We start from the raw sequence: 25,693 nt of genomic DNA, 5'->3' as shown, positions 1-25,693 counted from the left end.
GGGCCGCCCGATCAGCAGCATCCGCGACCGAGGGCCGGCCCGCCATCGTCACCGTCGTCGTCGTCACTCGTAGACGACGGTCACCGGCGCGTGGTCGGACCACCGCCTGTCGTAGGCGCTCGCGCGATCCACCCGGTCGGCCACGGCGCGCTCGACCAGCCCGTCGGTCACCACGTGGTAGTCGATGCGCCAGCCCGCGTCGTTGTCGAAGGCCTTGCCCCGTTGGCTCCACCAGGAGTACGGGCCGATCTCGTCGGGGCGGCGATGGCGGACGATGTCCGTCCACCCGCTGCCGTCGGCGAACAGCTCGGACATCCACTCGCGCTCGTGGGGCAGGAAGCCGGAGCTCTTGTGGTTGCCCTTGTGGTTCTTCAGATCCGCCTCGCGATGGGCGATGTTCCAGTCACCGCAGACGATCATCTCGTGACCGTCCCGGGCGCCGACGACCTCCGCGCTCTCGGCCAGATGCTCCCGGAAGCTCGCCATGAAGCGGTCCTTCTCGTCCTGCTTGGGGGTGTCGGCCGACCCCGAGGGCAGATAGAGGCTGGCCACGGTGACCGTCTCCCCGTCGACGGCGCCGGGGTACACGGCCTCGATGTAGCGACCGGACTCGTCGAACTCCGGGTCGCCGTGACCGATGCGCACCTCGGCGGGCTCGTGACGGGACAGCAGCGCCACGCCGGCCCGGCCCTTGAGCGAGGAGGCCGAGCCGACCAGATGCCACCCGGCGTCGAGGGCCGGGGCCAGGGCCTTGCGGGTCTGGTCCTCATCGGCGCGGACCTCCTGGAGCGCGACCACGTCGGCGCCGCTGCCCTCCAGCCAGGGCAGGAATCCGAGGTTGGTCTCCGACCGCTGCTTGACGGCGGCACGGATCCCGTTGACGTTGACGGTGCTGATGGTGAGGCTCACGCCGATCAGGCTACCGACCCGTCGTGACCTCGTCCCGCCCCGATCGGCGGTCCAGCGCGACCGCGCCCACGAGTATCCCCAGTCCGGCCGCCGCGAGGGTTGCTCCGGCGAGGGCGGGCGAGGTGTAGCCGAAGCCCAGCGCGATCACCACTCCCCCGAGCCACGCCCCCGACGCGTTGGCGGCGTTGAGCGCCGAGTGGTTGAGTGCGGCCGCCAGCGTCTGTCCCCGGCCCGCGTACTTCATCAGCCGGGCCTGCAGTCCGGGCACGAGTGCGGAGCCCGTCGCACCCACGAGGAACAGACCCACCAGCGCCGTGACCGGATGATGGGCGGCCACCGCGAACAGGGCGAGGACCGCGGTCATGGCCGTGGCGATCACCACCAACCCGCGGTCGAGATCCCGGTCCGCGACCACACCGCCCACGAGGTTGCCTGCCACCATGCCGAGACCGTAGACGGCCAGGACCGCCGGCATCCACGCTCGGTCGATACCGGCGACGTCGACCATCGTCCACTGGATGTAGGTGTAGACCGCGAACATGCCGCCGAAACCGACCCCGCCCACGGCGAGGGTCGCCAGAATCTGTGGGCGGGCCAGGGCGGCCAGTTCCTCGCGCGCCCTGACCGCCACCGCGCCCCGCGGTTCGGGGACGACGACGAAGATCGCCGCCACGGTCAGTGCGCCGATCACCCCGACCGCGAGGAAGGCCGCCTGCCACCCCGCGGCCTCGCCCAGTCCGGTGGCCGCGGGAACACCGATCACCGTCGCCACCGACAGCCCCAGCAGGACCAGCGACACCGCCCTCGCCTGCTTGCCCGGGCCCGCGAGCGAGGCCGCCACCAGCGAGGCCACGCCGAAGTAGGCCCCGTGCGGGATGCCGGCCAGAAAGCGTGCGGCCACCAGGACCTCCGCGGAGGGGGCGAAGGCGGCGGCGGTGTTGCCCACCGTGAACAACCCCATGAGCACCAGGAGCAGGGTGCGGCGGCGCCACCGGGAGGTCCACACGGTCAGCAGCGGTGCGCCCACGACCACACCGAGCGCGTACGCGGTGATCACGTGCCCGGCCTGGGGTTCGGTGAGCCCGAAGTCGTCCGCGATCGACCTGAGCAGACCCATCGCCGCGAACTCGGTGACGCCGATGCCGAACCCACCGAGGGCGAGGGCGAGGATCGCGAACGACACGCGGCGTGCGGAGACGCCTCCGCCCGGATCGGGCGGGGTGCTGGAGGGGGCGGGGTGGGCCTCGGTCACCCGTGCAGGCTACGCATGCCGCGCGAGCAGGCCCCCTCATCGACCAGCCCCACCACCCCTCCGTCCCCTCACCAGTGCGACCGCCACGACGATCGCGAGCGCGACGACGAGCAGGCCACCGGCCATCCACGCCCAGCCCGTGCCATCGTCGGCCCCCTCGTCCGCCGCCGCGATGGGCTGGTCGTCGACCGCCGTCGGGTCCTGGTCGGATGCGGTGGGGGCCACACCGCCCGGACCCGGTTCGGGACCGTCCTCGAACACCGGCCGCCAGTCCGGCCCCGGGGCCGGCTCGCCGTCGATCGCGACCGCGAGCTCGAAGGGCTGCTCGATCCCCCGCGGCAGCGAGGTCGACCCGTCGTTGAGCGACACCATGACGTAGTGCTCGCCCGCCTGCGACTGGACGCTCATCTCCCGGTCGCCGTCACGATTGCGGTACTGCACCGGGGCCGTGTCGAGCAGGAACACCTCCTCCGGCCCGTCCTCGAAGGTGGTGCGGACCGCGTTGGAGGGCTTCACCCGGAACGGGTTGGCCACCTCCAGTTGGATGTGGTCCAGCGCACCGCGGACGGACCCGGGGACGCGCAGGCCGAGCGCCAGCCGTTCACCCCACTCCACCGGGACCCGGTAGAAGCGGGTCTCCCCGGGCACCAGGGCGTCGGAGTAGGTGCCCGGCCCGACCGCGTCCGCACCGTTGAAGCTGGTGCCACCGGCCACCGGGACGGCCTCACCGAAGTCGGGGGTCGGTGCGTCCGCCGGCACGGACCGCACCGCCGGATATCCGGTGAGCTCGTCGTCGGAGGGCACGGGCTCGAACTGGACCAGCACCTCGACCTCGAGTTCGGAGGCCGACACCCCGGTGCGCTGCGCGATCACGCGGTATCCGTCCGGACCGCACGCGGGATCATTCTCCGCGGAGGGGATGACGAGATGTGTCGCTCCCGGCGACTTCCACCCACCGCCGACCTCGTAACTCGTGTCCGAACCGGTCACCCGGCACTCCTCCGAGACGTGCTCGGCCTCGATCCGCAGGCCCGCGGCCGTGACTCCACTGGTGGGATCGGGGTCGACGGGCGGGATGAGGGTCGCCGCCACGTGCGCGATGTGCCCGTCGGGTATCTCGACGCCCAGGTGGCCGGCGGGCCCTCGACCACCGCTCACCGCGGCCCCGGTGAGCTCGGAGCGATAGAGCCCCTCCCCCAGCATCGGCGCGTCACGCAGGGTCCGGCCCATCTCGAAGGGGGTCCCGCGGGTCTGGTATCCCTCGATACCCCGGCGCGTCAGGAACTGCAGTCGTCCGGACAACGAGGCCGCGTCGGAGGCCTCGGTGAAGCGACCGCCCGTGGCCCCCGCGATGCACTCGAGTTGGGCTCGCGCCGCGTCGTCGACGAGGAACCCCACCGTGTGCACGGTCATGTCGACGCCCGCTCCGGCGAGGTCACCCGCGACCTCGCACGGGTCCGGCGGCGCGCAGGTGTCGAGCCCGTCCGAGACCAGGACGATGGACCGCTCACCCTCGTCGCCGAGCTCTTCTGCCGCGGCGAGCAGGGCGTTGCCGATCGGGGTGTATCCGCGCGCCGTGAGTCCGTCGATCCGATCGGTCAGGACCGCCTTGTCGACAGGGTGAACGGGGGCGAGCGTGACGACGTCGCGACAGGCGGCGTCCCGGTTGTCCGGTGCGTCGGACTCCTCGCTCCCGTACGCCAGCATTCCCACACGCGCACCCTCGGGTAGTGACTCCACGAGTTCGCGGGCGGCGGACTGGGCGGCCGCCAACCGGGTGCCGCCCACATCGGCCTCGAGCATGGAACTCGAGGCGTCCATGACGATCGCGACACTGCCGTCACCGGGAGCACCGCCGGCGGGAGAGGGATCCGCGGGCGACTGCTGGCCGAGCACCCGGGGCGCGCTGACGAGGCCCGCGCCGGCGATCAGCGCACACAGGCAGAGGACCGCGATCACCGCCGTCAGGCCCCGTCCGGTCGATGTGGTCGGAGGGCGGGGCGGCACTGACACGAAGGCTCCTCAGCTGCGGTGGCGTCGCCTGCGCCACCCTACTTCCGCGATCCGGGCGCCGGCCCCGAATCGACTGAGCGCCCCCGCCGGGACCGCGATGTGTTCTACGCGGCGGTGCGCATGAGCCGCCGGCCGCCGTAGACCACGAGGAACGCGGTGAGGTACATGACGATGCTGTAGACGGCGGCCGCCAGCCCGACCTCCTCGTCGCCGATCACGGTGAAGGCGATGAGCAGGGTCAGGGTGGTGTTCTTGATGCCGAACTCGACCGCGATCGCGATCTGCTCGGCCCGGCGCAGGCGGCAGATCCACGCGAGTAGGCCACCGATCACGATCAATGCCAAGTTGAGGACGACCACCGCGGGCCCCACGGCCACGATGAGGTCCACGATCCGGTCCCTCTCGCCGAGCACGATGCCCACGATGAGCAGTACCAGCACGACGAGTCCGACGATGCCGACGAAGCGTTCGATGCGGCCCGCCAGGGCGGGCTTGCGCGCGCGGAGGATCATTCCGAGAAGGACGGGGATGAGGATGACGCCCAGCAGCAGGCCGAAGGTCTGACCAAGCGGGACGGTGACCTCTTCGTCCGCGGCTCCGGGGATGAGCCGCGCGCCGATCCCGAACCACATGGGCAGCGTGAGGATCACGGCCACTGAGGTCAGGGCGGTGAGGATGACCGACAGCGCGACGTTGCCCCGGGCGAGATAGGTGATGAGGTTCGACGTCGCGCCTCCGGGCGTCGCCGCCACCAGGACCAGACCGAGGGCCAACATCGGGGAGAGCCCGAACGCCAGCGCCACGGCCACGCCGGTCAGCGGAACCAGGACCAGTTGGCCGAACAACCCGACGATCGTCGCCCACGGCGACCTCGCCTGGACCGCGAAGTCCTCCTTGGTCAGGCTGAGCCCGATGCCGACCATGATGATCGCCAGTGCGATGGGCAGGCCTATGTCGATCAGGGGACTCTGGTCCACGTGGGACTCCTCGGGTGCTCGCGCGTCAACGGGTGACGGCCATCGGGTGAGATGGACCACTGTCCGATCACCGTAACCGGTCGGACGCCGACCTTCCGGGGGTTCCGCCCGGACTCGGGATCGGGGTGACTGACGGGCGGCCAGCTCGGGCCTTTACCCCGCGTTGCCGCCGCCGAGCGGCTTAGGCTAACCTCTCCCCAGGTCATGAGTTCCAGCGACAAGCCCCGGCTCGCTGGGCGGCAACCCTCCACCGCGGTGGGGTGCCCCGGGAGACGACCTGGCCACCACCCACCCGGGTGACAGGCAAGCGCGGGTCCGCTGTCGTGACGCGGCCGGACCCTTCTGACGAGAGGAGGGGCTCCGCCCCTATGACGTACGACAACAGCAATCCCGACTGGGCCTTCGAGACCCGCCAGGTCCACGCCGGGCAGCCGGTCGATTCGGACACCGGTGCCCGCAATCTGCCGATCTACCAGACCACCTCGTACGTCTTCGCGGACGCCAAGCAGGCCGCGGACCGGTTCGCGCTCGCCGAGATGGGCCCGATCTACACCAGGATCACCAACCCCACGGTCGCCGCCGTGGAGGATCGCCTCGCGTCCCTCGAGGGCGGTGTCGCCGGTCTGCTCTTCGCCTCCGGCCAGGCCGCCGAGACCGCGGTGATCCAGGCCATCGCCCAGTCGGGCGGCCACGTGGTCGCCTCCCCCCGCCTCTACGGCGGTACCGACACGCTGCTGCGGCACACACTCCCCAAGTACGGCATCGAGACCACCTTCGTCGAGAACCCCGACGACCCCGCCTCGTGGGAGGCCGCCGTCCGGCCCGACACCAAGCTGTTCTACGGGGAGTCGATCTCCAATCCGCTCAACGACATCCTCGACATCCCGGCGATCGCCGAGGTCGCGCACCGCAACCAGGTGCCGCTCGTGATCGACAACACCGTGGCCACCCCCTACCTGATCCGGCCGCTGGAGTTGGGGGCGGACGTGGTCGTGTCCTCGGCCACCAAGTACCTCGGTGGCCACGGCGCCTCCCTCGGCGGCATCCTCGTCGACGGCGGTACGTTCGACTGGCGCGTGCAGCGCGACGGGCAGGACGTGTTCCCGTCCTTCACCACGCCGGATCCCGCGTACCACGGTCTGGTCTACGCGGACCTCGGTGCGCCGGCACTCGCTCTCAAGGCCCGGGTGACGCTCCTGCGCGACACCGGCGCCGCGGCCTCGCCGTTCAACGCGTGGACCCTCATCCAGGGCATCGATACCCTGAGCCTACGGATCGAGCGCCACGTGTCCAACGCCCAGCGGGTGGCCGAGTGGCTCGAGTCGCGCGAGGACGTGGCGAAGGTGCAGTACGCCGGTCTGGCCTCCTCGCCCTACAACGCCCTCCAGCAGAAGCTGTCCCCCAAGGGGGCGGGCGCCATCGTCACCTTCGACCTCGCGGTGCCGCAGGGCGCGTCGGAGGAGGACGTCAAGGCCCGGGCGTGGACGTTCATCGACGCCCTCAAGCTGCATTCGTGCCTGGTCAACATCGGCGACGTCCGGTCGCTGGTGTGCCACCCGGCCACGACCACCCATTCCCAGGGCACGCCCGAGGCCAACGCGATCGCCGGGGTCACCACGGCGACCATCCGCCTCTCGGTGGGCATCGAGGCCGTCGACGACATCATCGGCGACCTCGAGCTCGGTTTCGCCGCGCTGTCCTGACCCCTGCCCGGATGATCCGCCCCACCGATCCGCTCACCCTGCTGCCCCCGGGTGACGGCACCCTCGGCCGTGTCGCCATCGGCGACCTGACGCTGTCCACGGGTGTCGTCCTCCCGGGGGTCTCCCTCGCGGTGCAGCGGTGGGGCCGGATCGCGGACGATCGATCCAACGTCGTCCTGGTCGAACACGCGCTGACCGGGGACTCGCACGTCATCGGCTCCGTGGACTCGCTGCACCCGACGCCCGGGTGGTGGAACGGTCTGGTCGGCCCCGGGTTGCCCCTGGACACCGATCGCTACTGCGTCCTGTCCGTCAACGTGCTCGGTGGGTGTCGCGGTTCGACGGGCCCCAGTTCGCTCCACCCCGACGGCCACTACTGGGGTGCCCGCTTCCCCGCCGTGTCCGTCCGCGACATGGTCGAGTCCGAGCGCGCCCTGGCCGATCTGCTGGGTATCGACCGCTGGGCCGCGGTGGTCGGCGGCTCCATGGGCGGGGCGAGGGCGCTCGAGTGGATGGTCGGACACCCTGACCGCGTCGGGGCCGGCTGCGTCCTGGCGGTGGGTGCGCGCGCCTCCGCCGATCAGATCGGTGTGCAGACCGCGCAGATCATGGCCGTGACCTCCGATCCGCACTGGCAGCAGGGCGGGTATCACGGCACCGGCCGCACTCCTGTCACCGGTCTCGGTATCGCGAGACGTATCGCGCACCTGTCCTACCGGGGCGAGGTGGAACTGGACGAGCGGTTCGCCAACCGACCGCAGCCCGGCGAGGACCCCCGTGGCGAGGACCTGTCGATGTCGGGGCGGTTCGCCGTGCAGTCCTATCTCGACCACCAGGCCGGGAAGCTCGTCTCCCGCTTCGACGCCTGCAGCTACGTGCTGCTCACCGATGCGCTCAACCGTCACGACGTGGGCCTGGGCCGCGGGGGGTCGAGCGGGCACTGCGCTCCTGCCCTGTCCCGTGCGTCATCGGTGGGGTGACCACCGATCGTCTCTACCCCCTGCGGCAGCAGGAGGAACTGGCCGCGCTGTTGCCCGGGGCCGATCCTCTGGTGGTGATCGACAGCCCCGCCGGTCACGACGGGTTCCTCACCGAATCCGACGTGGTGGGGCCCATGCTCGCCAGGACCATGGAACTCGCCGCCCACGGGACGCCCGACAGATCGCGAGGACCCGCATGACCGACCGTGACCGTCCGAACCGGTCCGCCGCCCTCGGGCTGACCGGCCTGGCCGTGGGTCTCGGCATCATCGGGGGGGCCATCGGCTTCGCCACCCTGTTGGGAATCACCGCGACCGCGAGAGGCGGCTACGACACGGCCGAGTACGGCCCGATGGCGCTGACCGCGGCGTCGTCACTGGTGTTGAGCGTGCTGCTGATCACCGGCGCGGTGATGCTGTGGCGCGCCCACCGCGCTGCCCGGGCCGTCATCGGGGTGGCCGTGACACTGTTGGCCGTGAGCACGCTGGCGCGGATGGTATTAGACAGCGTCACGTTCATCTCGGTGCTGGGCAGCGTTCTGTCCCTGTGTGCACTGGTGGCGATGGGCCTGCTGCTCGCGTCGAACGGGGTGCGCGACCACGTCCGCGACGGCGTGCCACTGCGACTGAACTAGGCCCGGCGGAGGAGGTCGACTCAGCCCGTCCCGAGCGAGTCGATCGATGTGGCGAGCCACAGCACGACCACGCCGACCGCCAGGTAGAAGGCCACATCGAAACCCTTGCCCCGCACACCGAGGAGTCGCGCGCGCTCGTCAGGCACCACCGCCCGCAGTACCGCGGCGGCCAGGGCCATGATCCCCAGCAGGAACGCCCCGCGGCGCCACCGCTCGAACATCACGAACCCCAACGACACAACGATCCCGACCAGGACCAGTGCGAGCGGCCACTGGGCCCGGATCTGCGACCAGCGAAGCCGCGCGGGACGGGTGCGGCGGGGCCGGGCGTCGGTCTGCCGGGGCCGGTCCGGGGCGGGATGGGTCATGTGGGCCCCTAGGCACCCGTGGCGAGCCGCTCGCAGCGCTCGACCACGTTGGACAGCAGGAACGCCCGCGTGAGCGGACCGACCCCTCCCGGGTTCGGGGAGACCGCGCCCGCGACGTCCCACACGTCCGGGTGCACGTCACCGGCGAGCTTCCCGTCGAGTCGGGACACCCCCACGTCGAGGATCGCCGCGCCGGGCTTGACCATGTCCGGGGTGAGGATGTGGGCCACTCCGGCGGCGGCCACGATCACATCGGCACGCCGCGTCTCGGCGGCGAGGTCGCGAGTGCCGGTGTGGCACAGGGTGACGGTCGAGTTCTCGCTACGACGGGTGAGCATCAGCCCGATCGGGCGTCCCACGGTGACCCCGCGGCCGATCACCACCACGTGTGCCCCGTCGAGTTCGACACCGAAACGGCGGAGGAGGTGGATGGCGCCGTTGGGGGTGCACGGGAGCGGGGCCGGCGCGTTGAGCACCAGCTTGCCGAGGTTGACCGGGTGCAACCCGTCGGCGTCCTTGGCCGGGTCGATGCGCTCGAGGATCGCGTTCTCGTCGAGGTGAGCGGGCAGCGGGAGCTGGACGATGTACCCGGTGCACGCCGGATCGGCGTTGAGTTCGTCGATCACGGCCTCGAGCTCGGCCTGACCGGTGTCCGCTGGTAGGTCACGGCGGATGGAGGCGATCCCGACCTGTTCGCAGTCACGGTGCTTCATCTTGACGTACGAGTGGCTGCCCGGGTCGTCGCCGACGAGGACCGTTCCCAGCCCCGGGGTGATGCCCTTGTCCCGCAACGCGGCGACGCGGGTCGAGAGGTCGGCGACGATCTCGTCGCGGGTCAGCTTTCCGTCCAACTTCGTAGCGGTCACGGGTGCCAGTATCCCACTGCGGAGCGGTCACGTCGCCAGCGCACTGCGAGAATGGTGGCCATGACCGGAGCCGGCGTACGTGTGTTGTTCGACCGACCCCGCATCCCGCCCAACACCGGTAACGCGATCCGGTTGGCCGCGGGCGCGGGCTGCGAACTCCATCTGGCCGGGCCGTTGGGTTTCGACCTCACCGAGCCACGGTTGCGGCGGGCCGGGCTCGACTACCACGACCTGGCGCACGTGGAGGTCCACGCCGACCTCGACGCCGCGTACGCCCGTCTGCTCCCGGCGAGGGTGTGGGCGTTCACCGTGCGAGCCGACCTCTCGCTGCCGGAGGTCCGCTTCTCCCCCGGCGACGTCCTGCTGTTCGGACCCGAGCCCACCGGACTGGCCCAGGACGTGCTGGCGGACCAGAGGGTGACGGCCACGGTGCGCATCCCCATGATCGCGGGACGTCGGTCGATGAACCTGTCGAACGCGGCCGCCGTGGCGGTGTACGAAGCCTGGAGGCAGCAGGGATACGCAGGCGATATGGGAATTCCGCCTGATTGACTTATTATTTCGGCATGCCGAAATCTCGTCCGGTCGGTGACCGCAATCGTCCGGGAGGTCGCCGACGGCCCGGGCAACCGAGGACCGTCGTCCTCGCCTCCCTGCCCGCCCTCGCGGCGGTGGTCATGACCGCGGCGTGCACGACCGGGTTCACGGGCGCGGCCGATGTGCACGACCGCCCCCGGTTCGCCCATCAGGAGTCCGGGGATCGCGTCGTGGTGGCCACGACCTTCACGATCCTCGCGGACATGACGCGCCGGGTCGGGGGCGATCGTGTCCGGGTGGAGTCGGTCACCACCCCCGGGGCCGACGTGCACCAGTACGAACCGTCGGTCGACGACCTCAAGCGGGTCGAGGGCGCCGACCTGGTGGTGAGCAACGGCCTCGGCATGGACGACTGGCTGCTGCGATTCCTCGACGGGACCGATGCCCGACACGTGGTCGGCTCCGAGAGGGTCGACCCCATGCCCGTACGCTCGGGCAACTACACCGGTCGCCCCAATCCCCACGCGTGGATGTCACCCCACGAGGGCATCGGCTACGTCCTCACGATCGCCGACGCACTGGCCGAGGTCGACCCGGACGGTACCGAGGAGTACCTCGCCCGCGCCGGGGACTACGTGGCGGACCTCGAGGACATGGCCACCCGCGCACGGGCGGCCGTGGCGGCGGTGCCGGAGGAACGACGCGTCCTGGCCACGTGCGAGGGCGCATTCTCCTACCTGGCGCGCGACCTCGGGCTGGAGGAGCTCTACCTGTGGCCGGTCAACAGCGAATCGCAGGGGCTTCCGCGGCAGGTCACCTCTCTGATCGACGAGGTGCGTGCCCGGGAGATCCCCGCGCTCTTCTGCGAGTCGACGGTCTCCGACGCCGCGATGGAGCAGGTGGCGCAGGAGACGGGCAGCAGGGTCGCCGGAGTCCTGTACGTCGACTCGCTGTCCGCCCCCAGCGGCCCGGTGCCCACGTATCTGGACCTGCTCGACCACGACCTCGAGATCATCACCCGGGAGCTGACGTCATGACCGACCGACCACTGCCCTTCTCGTCGCACACCGGCCCGCCCGCCGTGGTCGTCACCGACCTCACCGTCGACCGGGGTCAGATCCGCGCACTCGACTCGGTCTCCCTGTCCGTGCCCACCGGGGAGATCACCGTGCTGCTCGGGCCCAACGGGTCCGGCAAGTCCACCCTGCTCCAGGCGATGCTCGGTCTGGTCACCCCGACCGGTGGATCGGTGCGTGTTCTCGGCTCCCCGGTGGGCCGGGCGCTGCGCACCGGCCGGGTGGCGGCGGTACCCCAGTCGGACGGCGTCGACGATCGCTTCCCGGTCACCGCCGGCGAGGTGGTCATGCAGGGCCGTCGACGCTTCACCGGTCCGTGGCGTCGCCCGTCCTCCGCCGATCGGCTGGCGGTGGAGCAGGCACTGGCCAGGGTCGGCCTGTCCCCGATCGCCGGGCGGAGAATCGGGGAGCTGTCGGGGGGACAACGCCGACGGGTTCTGCTGGCCCGATGCCTGGCGCAGGAGGCCGAGCTACTGCTCCTCGACGAGCCGTTCAACGGGATGGACGCCGGCAGCGAGGAGGTCTACATCGACGTGCTGCGCGACCTCACCGCCTCGGGGAGGACCGCGGTGGTCTCCACACACCACCTGGCCACGGTCGAGAGGCTCGCGGACTCGGTCGCCCTGCTCAACGGTGGACTGGTGGCGCACGGGCCCGTCGCCGAGACCACCACCCCACAGATCCTGTCCACCCTGCTCGGTGCGCGACCACCCGCCGTCGACGACCGGGCACCGGCGACCGAGGGGGCACCGGGATGATCGATCTGCTCGTCGAACCCATGGGGTACGAGTTCATGCGCCGTGCCCTGCTCGTGGTGGCCGCCTCCGGAGTGGCCGGCGCACTGCTCAGCTGCTGGCTCGTCCACATGGGGTGGTCACTGATGGGCGACGCCGTCTCCCACGCCGTCCTGCCCGGAGTGGTGATCGCCGCCCTGACCGGCATCCCGTTCGCCGTCGGCGCGCTCGTCGCGGCGTTGGTCGCGGTGGCGCTGATCGGCGGGGTCCGCGAGAGCGGGACGGTTCGGGAGGACGCCGCCATGGGCATCGTCTTCACCGCCCTGTTCTCGCTCGGCCTGGTCCTCATCGCGCGCTTCCCGAGCGGGCAGGACCTGCACTCCATCCTGTTCGGCAGTGTGCTCGGCGTTCCGGACCCCGTCCTGGTGCAGGTGCTGGCCGTCTCCGCGTTCACGGTGATCGTGTTGCTGGCCTTCCGCCGGGATCTGATCATGGTGGCCTTCGACCGGCTGCACGCGCACACACTGGGCCTCAGGACGCGGGCGCTGACCGGGCTCCTGCTGGCCACCCTCGCCACGGCCACCGTGGCGGGAGTCCAGTCGGTGGGCGTGATCCTCGTGGTGGCCACGCTCATCATCCCCGGCGCGACGGCCCAGCTGCTCGCCGACACCATGCGGGGGACGATGATCCTCGCCGTCGTCGTCGCCCTGGCCGGCGGCCTCACCGGGCTGTACGCCGGGTACTACGCCGACCTCCCCCCGGGGCCGGTGGTGGTACTCGCGCAGGCCGCCATCTTCACCGCGGCCCAGTTGTTCGCGCCCCGGCGCGGCGTGATCCCGCGGGCCGCGGCGGGCGCCCGGGCCCGACGATCGGGGATGATGACGGCATGACCGGCGACCGGCCCCGAGACGAGGCCCCCAGCGCGACTACACCCGGCGGCCTCGGCGATCTCACCCCCACCGTCCAGGCCTACCTCATGGCCGCCCACCACCTGGAGGCCGCAGGCCAGTCCGTCACCCCGGGCGCGCTCGCGGATCGACTCGGGGCCTCCCCCTCCTCCGTCACCGAGGGCGTCCGCAAACTCGCCGCGATGGGTTTGGCGCGGCACCGTCCCTACGCGCCCGTGGAGCTCACCGACGCCGGGAGGTCGTTCGCAGTGGCGATGGTCCGTCGTCACCGGATCCTCGAGACCTTCCTGGCCCGGTGCCTGGACTACCCCTGGGATGAGGTCCATGCCGAGGCCGACGCCCTCGAGCACGTGGTGTCCGACCGGTTCGTCGACGCCCTGGACGGCTTTCTGGACCACCCGCGCCGCGACCCCCACGGCGACCCCATCCCCACCCGTGACGGGCGGCTGGTCCACCTCACCGACATCCCCCTGGACCGGGTGCCGGAGGGCGGCGCGGGCGTCGTCACCCGGGTGTCCGACCGGGACAATTCCGTGCTCCGGCACCTAGCCGAGATCGGTCTGCGTCCCGACTCGCCGGTTGAGGTGGTCTCCCGCCAGATCGAGCTGGGGATCATCACCGTGGCTCTGCACGGCCGGGCGATCCCGGTGGGCACGCCGGTCGCGGCGGCGGTCCGGGTCCGGGTCCCGTCCGGCGAGGACAGCGCCGACGACACCGCCGGCGACGACGTCAGAACATCGTCCCGGGGTTGAGGAGCCCCTGCGGGTCCAGCGCGGTCTTGATGCGGCGGTTCAACTCCATCGCGTCCTCGCCCAGCTGGGCGGGCAGCCACGGCGCCTTGAGTCGTCCCACGCCGTGTTCGCCGGTGATCGTCCCTCCCATCCCGATCGCCAGATCCATCACCTCGCCGAACGCCGCCTGGGCCCGGTGAGCGCGGTCCGGGTCGTCGTCGGTCAGCACGATGATCGGATGGGTGTTGCCGTCGCCGGCGTGAGCGACCAGCGCGATCGGCACGTCCCGCCGAGCGGAGATCGCCTCGATCCCGGCGACCAGCTCCGGCAGCGCGGGCAGCGGCACCCCGACGTCCTCCAGCAACAGAGTCCCGGTCTTGCCCAGGCTGGTGAACGCGGCCCGACGCGCGACCGTGAACTGCTCACCCTCCTCGGGGTCGTCGGTCGCGAACACCTCCGTCGCGCCGTGCGTGCGGAACGCCTCGGCCATGAACTCGGTCTCGACCGCGCGGTCGGGTCCGGTGAGGTCGGACTGGGCCAGCAACATCGCGCCCGCCGAGGTGTCCAGCCCCATCCTCAGGTCCGCCTCCACGGCCCGGATCGAGACGGTGTCCATGAACTCCAGCATCGCCGGGCGGATCCGGCGCGTGATGGCCAGGACCGCGTCGCTGCACGCCACCACGTCGGGGAAGATCCCCACCACCGTGGAGCGCGGTGGTTGCTCGGGGATGAGCCGCACGATGATCTCGGTGACGATCCCCAGCGTGCCCTCACTGCCCACGAAGAGCTTGGTCAGGCTCAACCCGGCGGTGTCCTTGAGGCGCGCACCACCCAGACGCACCGCGGTGCCGTCGGCCAGCACCACCGTCAGACCGAGAACGTAGTCGGTGGTCACGCCGTACTTCACGCAGCACAGGCCACCGGCGTTGGTGGCGATGTTGCCGCCGATCGAACAGATCTCGTACGACGAAGGATCGGGGGGATACCAGAGGCCGTGCGCGGCGATGGCCCGTTTGACCTCGATGTTGAGAAGACCCGGCTGGACGGTCGCGGTCCGGGTCACCGGGTCGACGTCGATGTCCCGCATGAGCTCGGTGGACAGCACGATCCCGCCCTCCACCGCCGTCGCTCCCCCGGAGAGCCCCGAACCGGCACCCCGCGGGACCACCGGCACCCCGTGGGTCCCCGCCCAGCGCATGACCTCCTGGACATCCTCGGTCGACCGTGCACGAACCACGGCCAACGGCATCCCGGGGTCCGGAGCCTTGGCCCAGTCCTGGCGGTATCCCTCCAGCACGTCCGCGTCGGTGAGGACGGAGGCGGTGTGGAGGCGGGCACGGAGGTCGTCCAGGATCATGACCCGAACCTACGGCGTGGCCTCCCGGATCCGCAGGCGGTCGAAGACAGCTCGCAGGGGCCGCGGCGCCCACCAGTTGGCGTCGCCCAGCAGCAGCATCGCGCTCGGGACGAGCAACAGCCTGATGACGAACGCGTCCACCAGCACCGCGAGTGCCAGACCGAGGCCGAGAAGCCGGACCACGCTGATACCCGATGTACCGATGGCGAGGAACACCACCGCCACCAGAACCGCCGCCGCCCCCACGACGGGGGCGGTGCGGGACACCCCGTCGACCACGGCCCGGGTGGTGTCGCCGTGGCGGTCGTACTCCTCGCGGACCCGCGAGAGCAGGAACAACTGGTAGTCCATCGACAGTCCGAAGGCCAGGCACGCCATCAACAGCGGTGAGGAGCTGTCCACCACCCCCGTGGCCGTCACGCCCACCAGATCGGCCAGGTAGCCCTCCTGGAAGACCAACACCATCACACCGAAGCTCGCGGTGAGACTCAGCGCCGCCATGACCAGCGTCTTGAGGGTCACCAGCACTCCGCCGGTGAGCAGGAACACCAGGGGCAGCACCACCGCCATGACGAGGAGGGCGACCGGGACCGCCCGCTCGCTGATCGCCTTCCGGGTGTCGACGTCGTCGGAGTAGGTTCCCGCCACCGGTGCGGGGGCCACGACCTCCCGGACCCGTTCGGCGAGGTCCTGTTGCTCCGGCTGGGTCAGACCCGGGGCCGTCACCACCTCCACCGCGGCAACGGAGCCCCGCCTCAGGTCGGGGTCGCCGGGACCCACCGCGAGCCCGTCGGACAGGGTCTCGTCCGGTCCCCGCGTCGCCGTGACGCCGTCGATACGCGACACCCGCTCCGCCAACACCCCGGGATCCACGCCGTCCGCGAGGATCACCAGCGGATCGGATCCGAGGTCGGGTCGCTCGTCGCGCAACCGCTCGGCCGCCACCCTGGACTGCGCGTCCTGTGGCAGGACCCTGTCATCGAGCGTGCCCAGCCGGAGGCCGAACGCCGGCGTCAGCAGGATCAACAGGAGCACCGACACCCCCAGCGCCACCGCCACCGGGTGGCGCCGCGAGACCCCCAGCATCGCCGTGACCGAGCGACCGGGCCGGGTCGGGTCCACCCGTCTCACGGACCACGCGTCGATCCGCCGGCCGAGAACCCGCAGGACCGGGGGCAGCACCACCAGCGTGAGGATGGCGACGAGCGCCACGACCGCGACACCGGTCAACGCCATGGACCTCAGATAGGGCATGTCCACCGCCGTGAGCGCGGCCAGACACAGGCCGACCGTCACCGCCGAGATGACGATGGTCCTCCGGCACCGGCGCATCGTGCCCTCGACGGCCTCCGGCGGGTCGACCCCGGTGGCCAGTTCCTCACGGAACCGGGTCACCACCAGGAGGCTGTAGTCGATCGAGAGACCCAGTGCCAGACCGATCACGAGGTTGAGCGCGAACACCGAGACGTCGATCAGGTGGACCAGCCCCGACAGGATGACGAACGTCGAGAGCATGGCGAGCACCCCGATCGCGACCGGGACCGCGGCGGCCACCACGGAGCCGAAGAACAGCACGAGCAGGACCAGGGTGACCGGGACGGCGATGAGCTCGGCGCGGGTCAGGTCCTCCCGCGCGATCAGGTCGTCCTCACGGAGCACCTCGGCCCGGCCGGTCAGCTGCCGCTCGACGCCCTCGCCGGGCGGAGGGATCTCCTCGCGGACCGCGTCCAGTGTGCGCCGGGACTCGGAGTCACCGCCGGACAGCACCGCGTTCACCACCGTGGGGCCGTCCCCCGGCGCCGGCGACACCGTCACGCGACCCACTCCCCCGGCGCCGGCGAGGAAGGACGCGACCGCCTCGCTCTCCCGGGCCACGTCGGCCGGGTCGGCGCCCGAGACCAGGACGACGAGGCCGGGGGTCCCGACCCCCACGTCCGCGTCGAGCCGTCGTTCGGCGACGGCGGACGGTGTGGAGTCAGCGCGGAACCCCCCGGGGGTCAACTCCTCCTCGACTCCGGCGGCGGCCAGGGCCCCGAGGACGGCCAGGATCAACGCCGCGGCGAGCGGCCACCCCCTGGCCAGGACTGCCCGCCCGCGCCGGACGCGCCGCGTCATCCGCAACTCGGCTCTGTGACTCATGGGGCTCCTCACTCAGGCGTGCCCCTCATTCGTTCCTGATCCCGGGGCGGATGGGAGGAGGGTCTCGCCCGGGGATGTGGGCCGGTGGTGAGGATTCGCTCGCCTGACCCATCCGGTCCGGACAGGGGGCCGAACCACCCGGACATCCCACAGGAAGGACTTCCCGTGAACCATCCGCTCATCAACCGCCTCGCGACAGACGAACGGGTCCAACTGTTCTCGACTCTTCAGGACACCGGGCAGAGCCCCTACTACCGCACCATGCACTCCGGCACCGGCGCGACGAGCAACGTCCAGGGCGTCGACCGGATCATGCTCGGTTCCAACAACTATCTCGGCCTGGCCAGCCACCCCGAGGTCATCGAGGCCACCACCGAGGCGGTCCGCAGGTTCGGATCCGCGAGCACCGGCAGCCGACTGCTCAACGGGACGATGTCGCTGCACGAGGAACTGGAAGCGGAGATCGCGGACTGGTTCGGCACCGAGGACGCGCTGTGCTTCTCGACCGGGTACCAGACGAACCTCGGCACCCTGGGTGCCCTCGTCGGTGAGCGGGACGCGGTGGTCATCGACGAGTTCGCCCACGCCTCACTCCGCGACGGCCTGCGGATGGCGCGGACCACCGTCCACCCGTTCCACCACAATGATCTGGGCGCACTCGAAGAGGCCCTCATCGCGGCCCGCGGGTCCTCCCCGGAGCAGATCCTCGTCGTCGTCGACTCCCTCTACTCGATGGAGGGAAGCCTCGCCCCCCTGCCCGAGGTCGCGGAGCTGGCCCGTTCCTTCGGCGCCGCACTCATGGTCGACGAGGCGCACGCCATGGGACTGTTCGGCCCGACGCGGCGGGGCTGGGTCGAACAGACCGGGACGGCGGACGCCGTGGACGTGACCATGGCGTCGTTCTCCAAGTGTTCCGCCTCCTGCGGTGGGTTCATCACCGGTAGCTCCGAGCTCGTCACCGGACTCAGGGTCACGGCGCGGCCCATGATCTTCAGCACGTCCTCGGTCCCCGCCGCGACCGCATCCTCGCTGGCCTCGGTCCGGGTCATGCGGACCGAGGAGGGGGCCCGGCGGACCGAGGCGGTGCGCCGCAACTCGATCCTGCTGCGCGCAGAACTGGGCGGCAAGGGCCTGGAGTGCGGCTCCGGCCTCACCGGCGACGAGTGGTCGCCCATCGTGCCCGTCCCCGTCGGCGACGACCTCCGCGCGGTCCACGTGTGGAACCTGCTGCTCGAGCGGGGCGTGTACACCGGTGTCGCGGTCCATCCGGCGGTCCCGGCGACCGGGGCGATCCTCCGACTGTGCGTGACGGCGGACCACACGGAGGAACAGCTGGTCGAGGCCGCCGCGGCGATCGCCGACATCCTCGCCGCCACCCGGGAACTGTCCGCACTATGAGGGTGGTGCTGACCGGGGCCTCCGGAGACTTCGGCACGGCACTGCTGCGCGGGCTGATACTGCGGGACGAGGTCGACCGCGTGGTCGCGCTCGCCCGGTCGCCGTTGCGGGTCCGACACCCGAAGATCGACCGGCGGGCCGTCGACATCACCTCAGGCGACCTCGACGAGGTGGTCGCGGGCGCCGACGCTGTGATCCACTGCGCCTTCATGGTCGAGGAACCGCGCGACAAGGAGTCGGCGCGGATCGTCAACGTCGACGGGTCGCGACGGGTCCTGTACGCGGCCGAGTCCGCCGGTGCCCGGGTGTGCGTGATGACCTCGAGCATCAACGCCTACGGCCCCCGCGGGGGCGCCGAGGTGATCGATGAGACGGCGCCGATCGGCGCCGATGAGGACCACTACTACTTCCACCACAAGGCGCTCGTGGAGGAGGACGTCCGCCGGTGGCGACGGGGATCCGATGGCCGCATGGCGGTGGCGGTCCTGCGCCCGACGTACGTGGTGGGTCCCGACATGTCCAACTCCGGGCTGGACACCATGCGCTCTCGCGTCGTCCTGCACCCGAGCCCAGGGCGGTCCTACTTCCAGTTCCTGCACCAGGACGACCTCGTCGACGCCTACCTGCGGGTGATCCTCGCCGGCGTCGACGGGGAGTTCAACCTGGGTCCCGAGGGGGCCCTGACCGTCTCCCAACTGTGCCGGATGAACCGGTCCGTGTGCATCCCCGTGCCACTCGGTGCCGCCCGTCGCATGGCCGACCTCGGGTACCGGATGCGGTTGCTGCCCTTCTCCTCACACTGGGTGACCTGCGGAGAGCCGGTGACCACGTCACGACGACTCCGGGACGCCACCGGGTGGACTCCCCGATACGACTGCGCCGAGGCCGCCCGCCTGATGCTCACCGGGTGATCCGGACCCGAGCCCGTACCCACCCGACCGTGTACCGAAAGGACCCCCATGCTCCTCACCTCCGAGAACCAGACCCTCGACTCCTACGCCCCCGGATTGCGCGATCGCCTGTACGAGCACGGCCTGCTCACCAACGAGGGTGCCCGGAGCACCGCCGTGGCGGACTGGTCCGCCACCGGTGGGACCGGTCTGATCGTCCCCGCCGCGCTGGGCGGAGCGGGCGCGAGCGCGGTCGACGCGGTGCGGTTCCAGACCGCCATCGGCGCGGTCGCCCCCTCCCTCGCGGCCGCGACCACGATGCACCACCTGTCGTGCGCGACCCTCTTCGAGGCCGCCGAGGACGCCTCGCAGGACGAGCGCGACCTCATCAAGGCGCTGGTCGAGGGCGGCACCGTGATGGCCTCCGGTTTCTCCGAGGGGACCCCCGGGGGATCTGTGTTCCGTCCGACCATGGCCGCCCGCCGGGACGGTGACGACTACCTCCTCTCCGGCCGCAAGGCCCCCTGCAGTCTCTCGAGGTCCATGAGCCTCCTGGTGGCGAGCGCGCTGGTGGACGAGTCCGAGCGGGCCGTCGTCCTGGTCTTCGACGGGGCCGAGGGGCTTCATCGGGAGGAGTTCTGGAGAAGTCCCGTCCTCGCGGCAGCCGAGAGCGACGCACTGATCCTCGATGACGTCCGGGTCGGTGCCGACATGGTGTTCCTCACCTCCGAGAACGACCCCGACGATGTCCACGAGATGACCGGTTATGTGTGGTTCGGACTGCTCATCAGTTCCTGCTACCTCGGGGTCGCCACGCGGATGGTCGAGCGACTCACCGACCGCGACCGTCTCGATCCGAAGCTGTTCTCCTCGGCGCTCGCCGAGGTCGAGACCATGCGGACCGCTCTGCACGCCGTGGCCCGCGAGTTCGATGAGGGGGCCCGCGGCGGCGACATCTCGGCTCGCCTCGCGCTGGTCCGGTGGTCGATGCGCGACGCTCTCGTGAGGGTGCAGTCGATGGTCCGCGAGGCCGTGGGCGGGTTCGCCTACATGCAGGACCCTGAACTCGCCTACGCCTTCGAGGCCGTTCAGGTGTTCGGATATCACCCGCCGTCGCGGCGGGACACCGCGGACAGATTGGTGCAGTGGGCCCGCGGGGAGGACTTCCGCTACGTCTGACGATCCTGTCTCGGTGGGGCGAGGAACTGCTGGTCACCGGAAGTCCCGGCTGCGGCCGATCGCCATGCCCAGGTGGAGGCGTTCGATCTTGTCCGCCACCACGCTCACCGCGCCCGAGCGGTTCTCCACGGTACCGCGGACGATGAGCGCCGGGGCCGAGGAGACGATCGGGCGGTAGCGTGCCCACAGCCCCACCGAGCACACGATGTTGGTCATGCCCGTCTCGTCCTCGAGGCTGAGGAAGGTCACCCCCTCGGCGGTGGCCGGCCGCTGCCGGTGGGTGACCGCGCCGGCGACCTCCACCCGGCTGCCGTCGGGGACGTGCGCGAGCCCGGCGGTGGTGCACACCCCCCGGGACTCCAGCCACGGCCGGGCGTGAACCGTCGGGTACTCCTCGGGACTGATCCCGGTGGCGGTCAGATCTGCGGAGGTGAGTTCGAGGAGGCTCATCCCCGGCAGTGCCGGGGCGTCGACCTGGCTCAGCCCGGGCAGCATCCCGGGCCGTTGCCGGGCGGCGGTGGCGGCCGACCACAGGGCCGCCCGCCGCCCCCCGACGCCGAGCGCGTCGAGTGCTCCCGCGGTGGCCAGTGCCTCCATCTGCCGGACGGTCAGTCCGGTGCGGCCGGCGAGGTCGGCAGCCGAGGCATACGGCCCGTGGGTGTCGCGCTCGTCGGCGATCGCCGCGGCGAGGTCGGTGCCGATCGCCCGGACGGACTCCAGGCCGAGGCGCACCTCGGTCCCCTCGTTCTCGCAGGTGGCTCCGCCGATCGAGCGGTTGACGCAGGGCCGGTGCACGGTGACGCCGTGCCTGCGGGCGTCGGCCACGAGGGACTGCGGCGAGTAGAACCCCATCGGTTGACTACGCAGCAGCGCCGCGCAGAAGACTGCCGGGTGGTGGCACTTGAACCACGCCGAGTAGTAGACGATCGCCGCGAAGGACTGGGAGTGGCTCTCCGGGAAGCCGTAGTTGGCGAACGCGCACATCTTCTCCCAGATCCGCTCCCCCACCTCGGGCCCGGTGACCGGGGTCCCGGGTGGGCTGGTGCCGATGCCGTGGAGATCACGCATTCCCGCGAAGAACCTCTCCCGCAACCGTGCCATCCGCTCGGGTGAACGTTTGGCCCCCATCGCCCGGCGGAGCTGGTCCGCCTCCGCCGCGGTGAACCCGGCTATCTCGGTGGCGATCTGCATGAGTTGCTCCTGGAACAAGGGGATCCCCAGCGTCCTACCCAGGGCGGCCTCGAGTGCGGGGTGGTCGAACACCACCTTCTCCTTGCCGTTGCGTCTACGGATGTAGGGGTGCACGGAGCCGCCCTGGATGGGGCCGGGGCGGATGAGCGCCACCTCCACCACGAGGTCGTAGAACGTCCGCGGCCGGAGTCTGGGCAGGGTCGCCATCTGCGCCCGCGACTCCACCTGGAACACCCCCACGGAATCGCCGCGGCACAGCATCTCGTAGACCTCGGGATCGGAGAGGTCCAGCCGGGCCAGGTCCACCTCGAGGTCCTTGTGCTCGGCCGCGAGGTCGATGGCGTGGTGGAGCGCCGTGAGCATCCCCAGCCCCAGCATGTCGAACTTGACCAGGCCGACCGCGGCGCAGTCGTCCTTGTCCCACTGCAGGACGGTCCGTCCGGGCATGCGCGCCCATTCGACGGGCACCACATCGGCCACAGGCCGGTCGCAGATCACCATGCCGCCGGAGTGGATGCCGAGATGCCGGGGGAGCCCGACGAGTCTGCGGGCCAGCGCCAGCACGTCGGCGGGCACCGTGTGCTCGGTGGCCTCCCGCTCGTGGTTCTTCAGACCCGACCACCGGTCGACGCTCTTGGACCACGCGTCCTGCTGGCCGACGGAGTACCCGAGCGCCCGGGCCACGTCCCGCACGGCCGACCGCCCCCGGTAGGTGATGACGTTGGCCACCTGCGCGGCGTGATCCCGCCCGTAGCGGGAGTAGACGTACTGGATGGCCTCCTCCCGGCGGCCGGACTCGATGTCCACGTCGATGTCCGGTGGACCGTCCCGCTCCGGGGACAGGAAACGCTCGAAGAGCAGGTGCGCCCCCACCGGGTCCACGTTGGTGATGCCGAGGGAGTAGCAGACGGCCGAGTTGGCGGCCGATCCCCTGCCCTGACAGAGGATGCCCTCCCTGCGACAGAACTCGACGATGTCGTGGACCACGAGGAAGTAGCCGGGGAACCCCAGCTCGGCGATCACCCCCAGCTCGCGGTGGATCTGCGCGTAGGCCTCCGGAGCCGCGCCGGGGGCCCCGTAGCGCCGGGCGGCCCCCGCGTAGGTGAGCTCGGCGAGCCGGCTGTCCTCCGTGTGCCCCTCGGGAACGTCGAACGGAGGCAGTTCGGGGGCGATGAGCCGGAGGTCGAATGCACACTCGCGACCCAGGTCCGCCGCCCTGGAGACGGCGCCCGGCCAGCGGTCGAACAACTCGGCCATCTCCTCCCCCGAGCGCAGGTACGCCCCTCCGGCCGGGGGCAGGTGCGCGGCATGGGTCTCCAGGGCGTCGCGGGCTCCGAGCGCCGCCATGACAGAGGCCAGACGGGCGTCCTCCGGGCCCGCACAGTGCGCGGCGGTGGTGGCCACGACGGGCAGGCCCGCCGCGGCCGCGAGCGTGGCCAGCGCGTCACATCGCTCGGTGTCCTCGGGAACGCCGTGACAGGTCAGCTCCACGACCACCCGGTCCCGTCCGAACAGGTCGACGAGCTCGCCCATCGCTGCACCCGCAGCCGCGGTGTCGACGCCGGGCACACCCGCGCCGCCGCGTTCGAGGGCTCGCCGCACCCGCCCTCTGCGACACCCGGTGAGCACGTACCAGTGACCACCGGCGGCCTCGGCGAGCTCCCCGATCTCGTACCGCGGTTCACCCTTCGCACCTCCCCTGAGGTGGGCGTGGGCGATCGCACGCGAGAGTCTGCGATAGCCCTCCCCTCCGCGGGCCAACACGAGCAGGTGTTCACCCCCGGGCAGCGAGAGCTCGGCACCGAAGACGGTCGCCAGACCCAGCTCGGACGCCGCCTCGGCGAATCGGACGACCCCGTACAAGCCGTCGTGATCGGTGATCGCCAGCGCGGTCAGCCCCAGTTCCGCCGCCGCCTCCGCCATCGCCTCGGGTGAGGAGGCGCCGTCCAGGAAGCTGAAGGCGGAATGGGCGTGGAGCTCGGCGTAGGGCACCCGTCCCGGCGTCCGGCGCCCGTGAGGCGGGGTGTACTCACCCCGTCGACGGGACCAGGCGGGGGCGTCGCTGCCGTCACCGGGGTGCGGGTTGTGAGGCCCACGCGGGTTCGGCCGGCCGGACAGAACCCGCTCCAGCTCGGTCCAGGTCCTGGGGCCGTGGTACCAGTTCACCGGGCCTCACCCACCGGGGCCCGGTGCATGGGCTCAGAGTTGGGTGAACGACTCCACGACCCACGCCGACGCCTCGCCGGGCGGTTTACGGCAGCTCTGGGACCGTGGAGGCAGTGGGCGGGTGCCCGCCTCGACGCGCCAGGCGCGTCCGTCTGTGTGGCGGACCACGGCCACGCGCGGGGAATCGGGGTCGATCGTGACGACGAGGTCGCCCGGCCCCGCCTCCACACCGGAGTTCCGCACGGCCACCTCCGCCACCTGACCGGCCGGTGGCCAGGTGCTACGGCCCCGCAGGTTCTCGGTGACGACCCGGCCGTCCAGTGCCGCCTCGACGATCCCGGCCGCGTGGGCCACCTCCGCGGGCCCATAGGTGTAACCGGTGCCGGGCAACAACAGGACCGGGGCGAAGCGGTGCCCCCCGGTGTGGGAACACTCCCACACCGCGGCATCGGGGTCGAGCGCTGCCAGGCGCCCGCCCAACAGTGACTCCAGGCCGGCCGCGACGGGGCGGCCCCGCACAGCGCAGCACTGGTCACGCTTGGCGTGGGTGCACACGAGTGGCACAGGTGCCGCGACCTCGCGGGTACCGGCCACGTGCCCGTCCGGAGACAGGTCCAGTCCGAGCAACTCCTCAGGCCCGTCGACGCGGCCGGCGCGGATGCTCTGCCGGTCGGGGCGGGTGTCGCAGAGGTAGAAGCGGTGCCGGTCGAGGCGCTGCCCCTCGCGGCCGGGCCGACGGATGAAGAGCATGCGCGACCCGCAGTCCGCGATGTGCTCCTTGAGACGTCGGGACAGGTCCTCGCCCAGGGCCTCACCGTCGAAGATGTCGCGCCCCCAGCGCCCGGGGACCTCCAGCAGCACCCACGACTCCTCGTGGGCGGCGGTGCCTGCCGGGGGCTCGTCGGCGGACTGCAGGGAACACCAACCCGGGTGTGTGGCGGAATCGGTATCTGACACGACCCCATGGTGCCCCATCCCGCGGGGAGGCGTAACTGTAGCCACCTTGTGGGACAAAAGTGACCAGAGGGATCTAGGGTGGACGTATGCGTATCCATCACCGCCGCTTCGCCGCGGCCGCCGCCCTCACCGCCGTCGCGTCCCTGGGGCTGGCGGGATGTGGAGCCGACACCTCGACCGAATCCCCCACCACCAGCCAGACCACCACGGCGGGATCCTCCCCGGCCGCGCTGGCCCGGGCCCTTGCTCCGGACGAGACCGAGACCTCCGATCCCTCTGCCAGGCCTGCGGACTCCGGACCGAAGAGCGAGGACCCCGGCGAGACCGCCGAGCGCGCCCAGCTCGTCGTGACCGATATCCGCGTGGGCGACTACCAGGGCAAGGATCGCGTGGTCTACGAACTCCAGGGCCAGGGCGTCCCGGGATACTCCGTGGACTACGTGGACGCACCCGCCCAGCAGGGCAGCGGCTCCCCCGTGGAGGTGCCCGGGGACTCGTTCCTCCAGGTGATGATCCGCGACCAGGTCCTTCCCACCATGACGTCGATGACGGAGGTCCCCGTGGGCACCGTCTCGAGCGACGAGGCGACCGGAGTGGCCGGGGTGGCCTTCGCCGGCCAGTTCGAGGGCCGGGCACAATCCGTCATCGGTCTCGAGGGCACGGACCGGCCCTTCTCGGCCTTCCTCCTCCAGAACCCGACCCGACTGGTGGTCGACATAGAACGCTGA

The 25,693-nt window shown here is 71.3% G+C and carries 21 protein-coding genes, 1 pseudogene and 1 riboswitch; of the genes and pseudogenes, 12 read left to right on the top strand and 10 right to left on the bottom strand.

Translation table 11 applies throughout. The features are described from left to right. Positions 1 to 63: 63 nt before the first annotated feature. From CT688_RS04315 to CT688_RS04300, 4 genes are all read right to left on the bottom strand, one after another. On the bottom strand, positions 64 to 909 hold the full coding sequence (locus tag CT688_RS04315) for an exodeoxyribonuclease III (protein ID WP_107755896.1): 846 nt from the start codon (positions 907 to 909) through the stop codon (positions 64 to 66). Between the two features lie 10 nt (positions 910 to 919). Continuing rightward, on the bottom strand, positions 920 to 2,092 hold the full coding sequence (locus CT688_RS04310) for an MFS transporter (protein WP_231750580.1): 1,173 nt from the start codon (positions 2,090 to 2,092) through the stop codon (positions 920 to 922). A 105-nt stretch (positions 2,093 to 2,197) separates the two neighbouring features. Continuing rightward, positions 2,198 to 4,174 carry a VWA domain-containing protein gene (locus CT688_RS18000; protein WP_156607110.1) on the bottom strand — a complete coding sequence of 659 codons (1,977 nt, stop codon included), beginning with the start codon at positions 4,172 to 4,174 and terminating at the stop codon, positions 2,198 to 2,200. Between the two features lie 104 nt (positions 4,175 to 4,278). Next, the gene (locus tag CT688_RS04300; protein ID WP_107755895.1) at positions 4,279 to 5,151 is read right to left on the bottom strand and encodes a bile acid:sodium symporter family protein; all 873 of its coding nucleotides are present in this window, start codon (positions 5,149 to 5,151) and stop codon (positions 4,279 to 4,281) included. A 200-nt stretch (positions 5,152 to 5,351) separates the two neighbouring features. Further along, a riboswitch (SAM riboswitch) is annotated at positions 5,352 to 5,467 on the top strand. A gap of 52 nt (positions 5,468 to 5,519) precedes the next feature. On the opposite strand from CT688_RS04300, the gene CT688_RS04295 reads away from it, so the two are divergent. From CT688_RS04295 to CT688_RS04285, 3 genes and pseudogenes are all read left to right on the top strand, one after another. Next, the gene (locus tag CT688_RS04295; protein ID WP_107755894.1) at positions 5,520 to 6,854 is read left to right on the top strand and encodes an O-acetylhomoserine aminocarboxypropyltransferase/cysteine synthase family protein; all 1,335 of its coding nucleotides are present in this window, start codon (positions 5,520 to 5,522) and stop codon (positions 6,852 to 6,854) included. Positions 6,855 to 6,865: 11 nt separating this feature from the next. Continuing rightward, positions 6,866 to 8,034 (top strand): annotated as a pseudogene (locus CT688_RS04290) (homoserine O-acetyltransferase). Further along, entirely contained in the window at positions 8,031 to 8,468 is a 438-nt protein-coding gene (locus CT688_RS04285; RefSeq protein ID WP_107755893.1) for a hypothetical protein, read from the top strand. The pseudogene CT688_RS04290 and the gene CT688_RS04285 overlap by 4 nt, the downstream one beginning before the upstream one ends. A gap of 20 nt (positions 8,469 to 8,488) precedes the next feature. On the opposite strand, the gene CT688_RS04280 is transcribed toward CT688_RS04285, so the two are convergent. Both CT688_RS04280 and CT688_RS04275 read right to left on the bottom strand, forming a co-directional pair. Further along, positions 8,489 to 8,836: a DUF3017 domain-containing protein gene (locus CT688_RS04280; RefSeq protein WP_107755892.1), complete on the bottom strand. Its 348-nt coding sequence runs from the start codon at positions 8,834 to 8,836 to the stop codon at positions 8,489 to 8,491. A gap of 8 nt (positions 8,837 to 8,844) precedes the next feature. Further along, positions 8,845 to 9,702 (bottom strand): bifunctional methylenetetrahydrofolate dehydrogenase/methenyltetrahydrofolate cyclohydrolase, encoded by an 858-nt coding sequence (locus CT688_RS04275; RefSeq protein ID WP_107755891.1) that lies wholly within the window; start codon positions 9,700 to 9,702, stop codon positions 8,845 to 8,847. A gap of 60 nt (positions 9,703 to 9,762) precedes the next feature. On the opposite strand from CT688_RS04275, the gene CT688_RS04270 reads away from it, so the two are divergent. The 5 genes from CT688_RS04270 to CT688_RS04250 are packed head-to-tail and all read left to right on the top strand — an operon-like array spanning position 9,763 to position 13,709. After that, positions 9,763 to 10,254 (top strand): tRNA (cytidine(34)-2'-O)-methyltransferase, encoded by a 492-nt coding sequence (locus CT688_RS04270; protein WP_107757992.1) that lies wholly within the window; start codon positions 9,763 to 9,765, stop codon positions 10,252 to 10,254. Between the two features lie 14 nt (positions 10,255 to 10,268). After that, entirely contained in the window at positions 10,269 to 11,276 is a 1,008-nt protein-coding gene (locus CT688_RS04265) for a metal ABC transporter solute-binding protein, Zn/Mn family (RefSeq protein ID WP_107755890.1), read from the top strand. Next, positions 11,273 to 12,073: a metal ABC transporter ATP-binding protein gene (locus tag CT688_RS04260; protein ID WP_107755889.1), complete on the top strand. Its 801-nt coding sequence runs from the start codon at positions 11,273 to 11,275 to the stop codon at positions 12,071 to 12,073. Before CT688_RS04265 ends, CT688_RS04260 begins: the two co-directional genes overlap by 4 nt. Beyond that, positions 12,070 to 12,939, top strand: coding sequence for a metal ABC transporter permease (locus CT688_RS04255; RefSeq protein ID WP_107755888.1), 870 nt, complete (start codon positions 12,070 to 12,072; stop codon positions 12,937 to 12,939). The genes CT688_RS04260 and CT688_RS04255 overlap by 4 nt, the downstream gene beginning before the upstream one ends. Then, positions 12,936 to 13,709 (top strand): metal-dependent transcriptional regulator, encoded by a 774-nt coding sequence (locus CT688_RS04250; RefSeq protein WP_107755887.1) that lies wholly within the window; start codon positions 12,936 to 12,938, stop codon positions 13,707 to 13,709. Before CT688_RS04255 ends, CT688_RS04250 begins: the two co-directional genes overlap by 4 nt. On the opposite strand, the gene CT688_RS04245 is transcribed toward CT688_RS04250, so the two are convergent. Both CT688_RS04245 and CT688_RS04240 read right to left on the bottom strand, forming a co-directional pair. Next, positions 13,687 to 15,045, bottom strand: coding sequence for an FAD-binding oxidoreductase (locus CT688_RS04245; protein ID WP_107755886.1), 1,359 nt, complete (start codon positions 15,043 to 15,045; stop codon positions 13,687 to 13,689). The genes CT688_RS04250 and CT688_RS04245 overlap by 23 nt on opposite strands. Positions 15,046 to 15,054: 9 nt before the next feature. Then, positions 15,055 to 17,184, bottom strand: coding sequence for an MMPL family transporter (locus CT688_RS04240; protein ID WP_107755885.1), 2,130 nt, complete (start codon positions 17,182 to 17,184; stop codon positions 15,055 to 15,057). 165 nt (positions 17,185 to 17,349) lie between these two features. On the opposite strand from CT688_RS04240, the gene CT688_RS04235 reads away from it, so the two are divergent. Genes CT688_RS04235 through CT688_RS04225 form a run of 3 tightly spaced genes read left to right on the top strand, consistent with a single transcriptional unit; the run spans position 17,350 to position 20,651 of the window. Next, the gene (locus CT688_RS04235; RefSeq protein WP_231750490.1) at positions 17,350 to 18,582 is read left to right on the top strand and encodes a pyridoxal phosphate-dependent aminotransferase family protein; all 1,233 of its coding nucleotides are present in this window, start codon (positions 17,350 to 17,352) and stop codon (positions 18,580 to 18,582) included. After that, positions 18,579 to 19,493 (top strand): NAD-dependent epimerase/dehydratase family protein, encoded by a 915-nt coding sequence (locus CT688_RS04230; RefSeq protein ID WP_107755884.1) that lies wholly within the window; start codon positions 18,579 to 18,581, stop codon positions 19,491 to 19,493. The genes CT688_RS04235 and CT688_RS04230 overlap by 4 nt, the downstream gene beginning before the upstream one ends. 48 nt (positions 19,494 to 19,541) lie before the next feature. After that, positions 19,542 to 20,651: an acyl-CoA dehydrogenase family protein gene (locus CT688_RS04225; RefSeq protein WP_107755883.1), complete on the top strand. Its 1,110-nt coding sequence runs from the start codon at positions 19,542 to 19,544 to the stop codon at positions 20,649 to 20,651. Between the two features lie 33 nt (positions 20,652 to 20,684). On the opposite strand, the gene CT688_RS04220 is transcribed toward CT688_RS04225, so the two are convergent. Both CT688_RS04220 and CT688_RS04215 read right to left on the bottom strand, forming a co-directional pair. Continuing rightward, positions 20,685 to 24,008, bottom strand: coding sequence for an error-prone DNA polymerase (locus tag CT688_RS04220; RefSeq protein ID WP_197431469.1), 3,324 nt, complete (start codon positions 24,006 to 24,008; stop codon positions 20,685 to 20,687). A gap of 33 nt (positions 24,009 to 24,041) precedes the next feature. Next, entirely contained in the window at positions 24,042 to 24,965 is a 924-nt protein-coding gene (locus CT688_RS04215; protein WP_231750489.1) for a sucrase ferredoxin, read from the bottom strand. Positions 24,966 to 25,051: 86 nt separating this feature from the next. On the opposite strand from CT688_RS04215, the gene CT688_RS04210 reads away from it, so the two are divergent. Next, entirely contained in the window at positions 25,052 to 25,693 is a 642-nt protein-coding gene (locus CT688_RS04210; protein ID WP_107755880.1) for a hypothetical protein, read from the top strand.

The organism is Dietzia sp. JS16-p6b (genome assembly GCF_003052165.1).
Lineage (GTDB): Bacteria > Actinomycetota > Actinomycetes > Mycobacteriales > Mycobacteriaceae > Dietzia.
The sequence above is the reverse complement of the archived record's forward strand: the minus strand, read 5'-3'. Positions and strand labels throughout refer to the sequence as shown.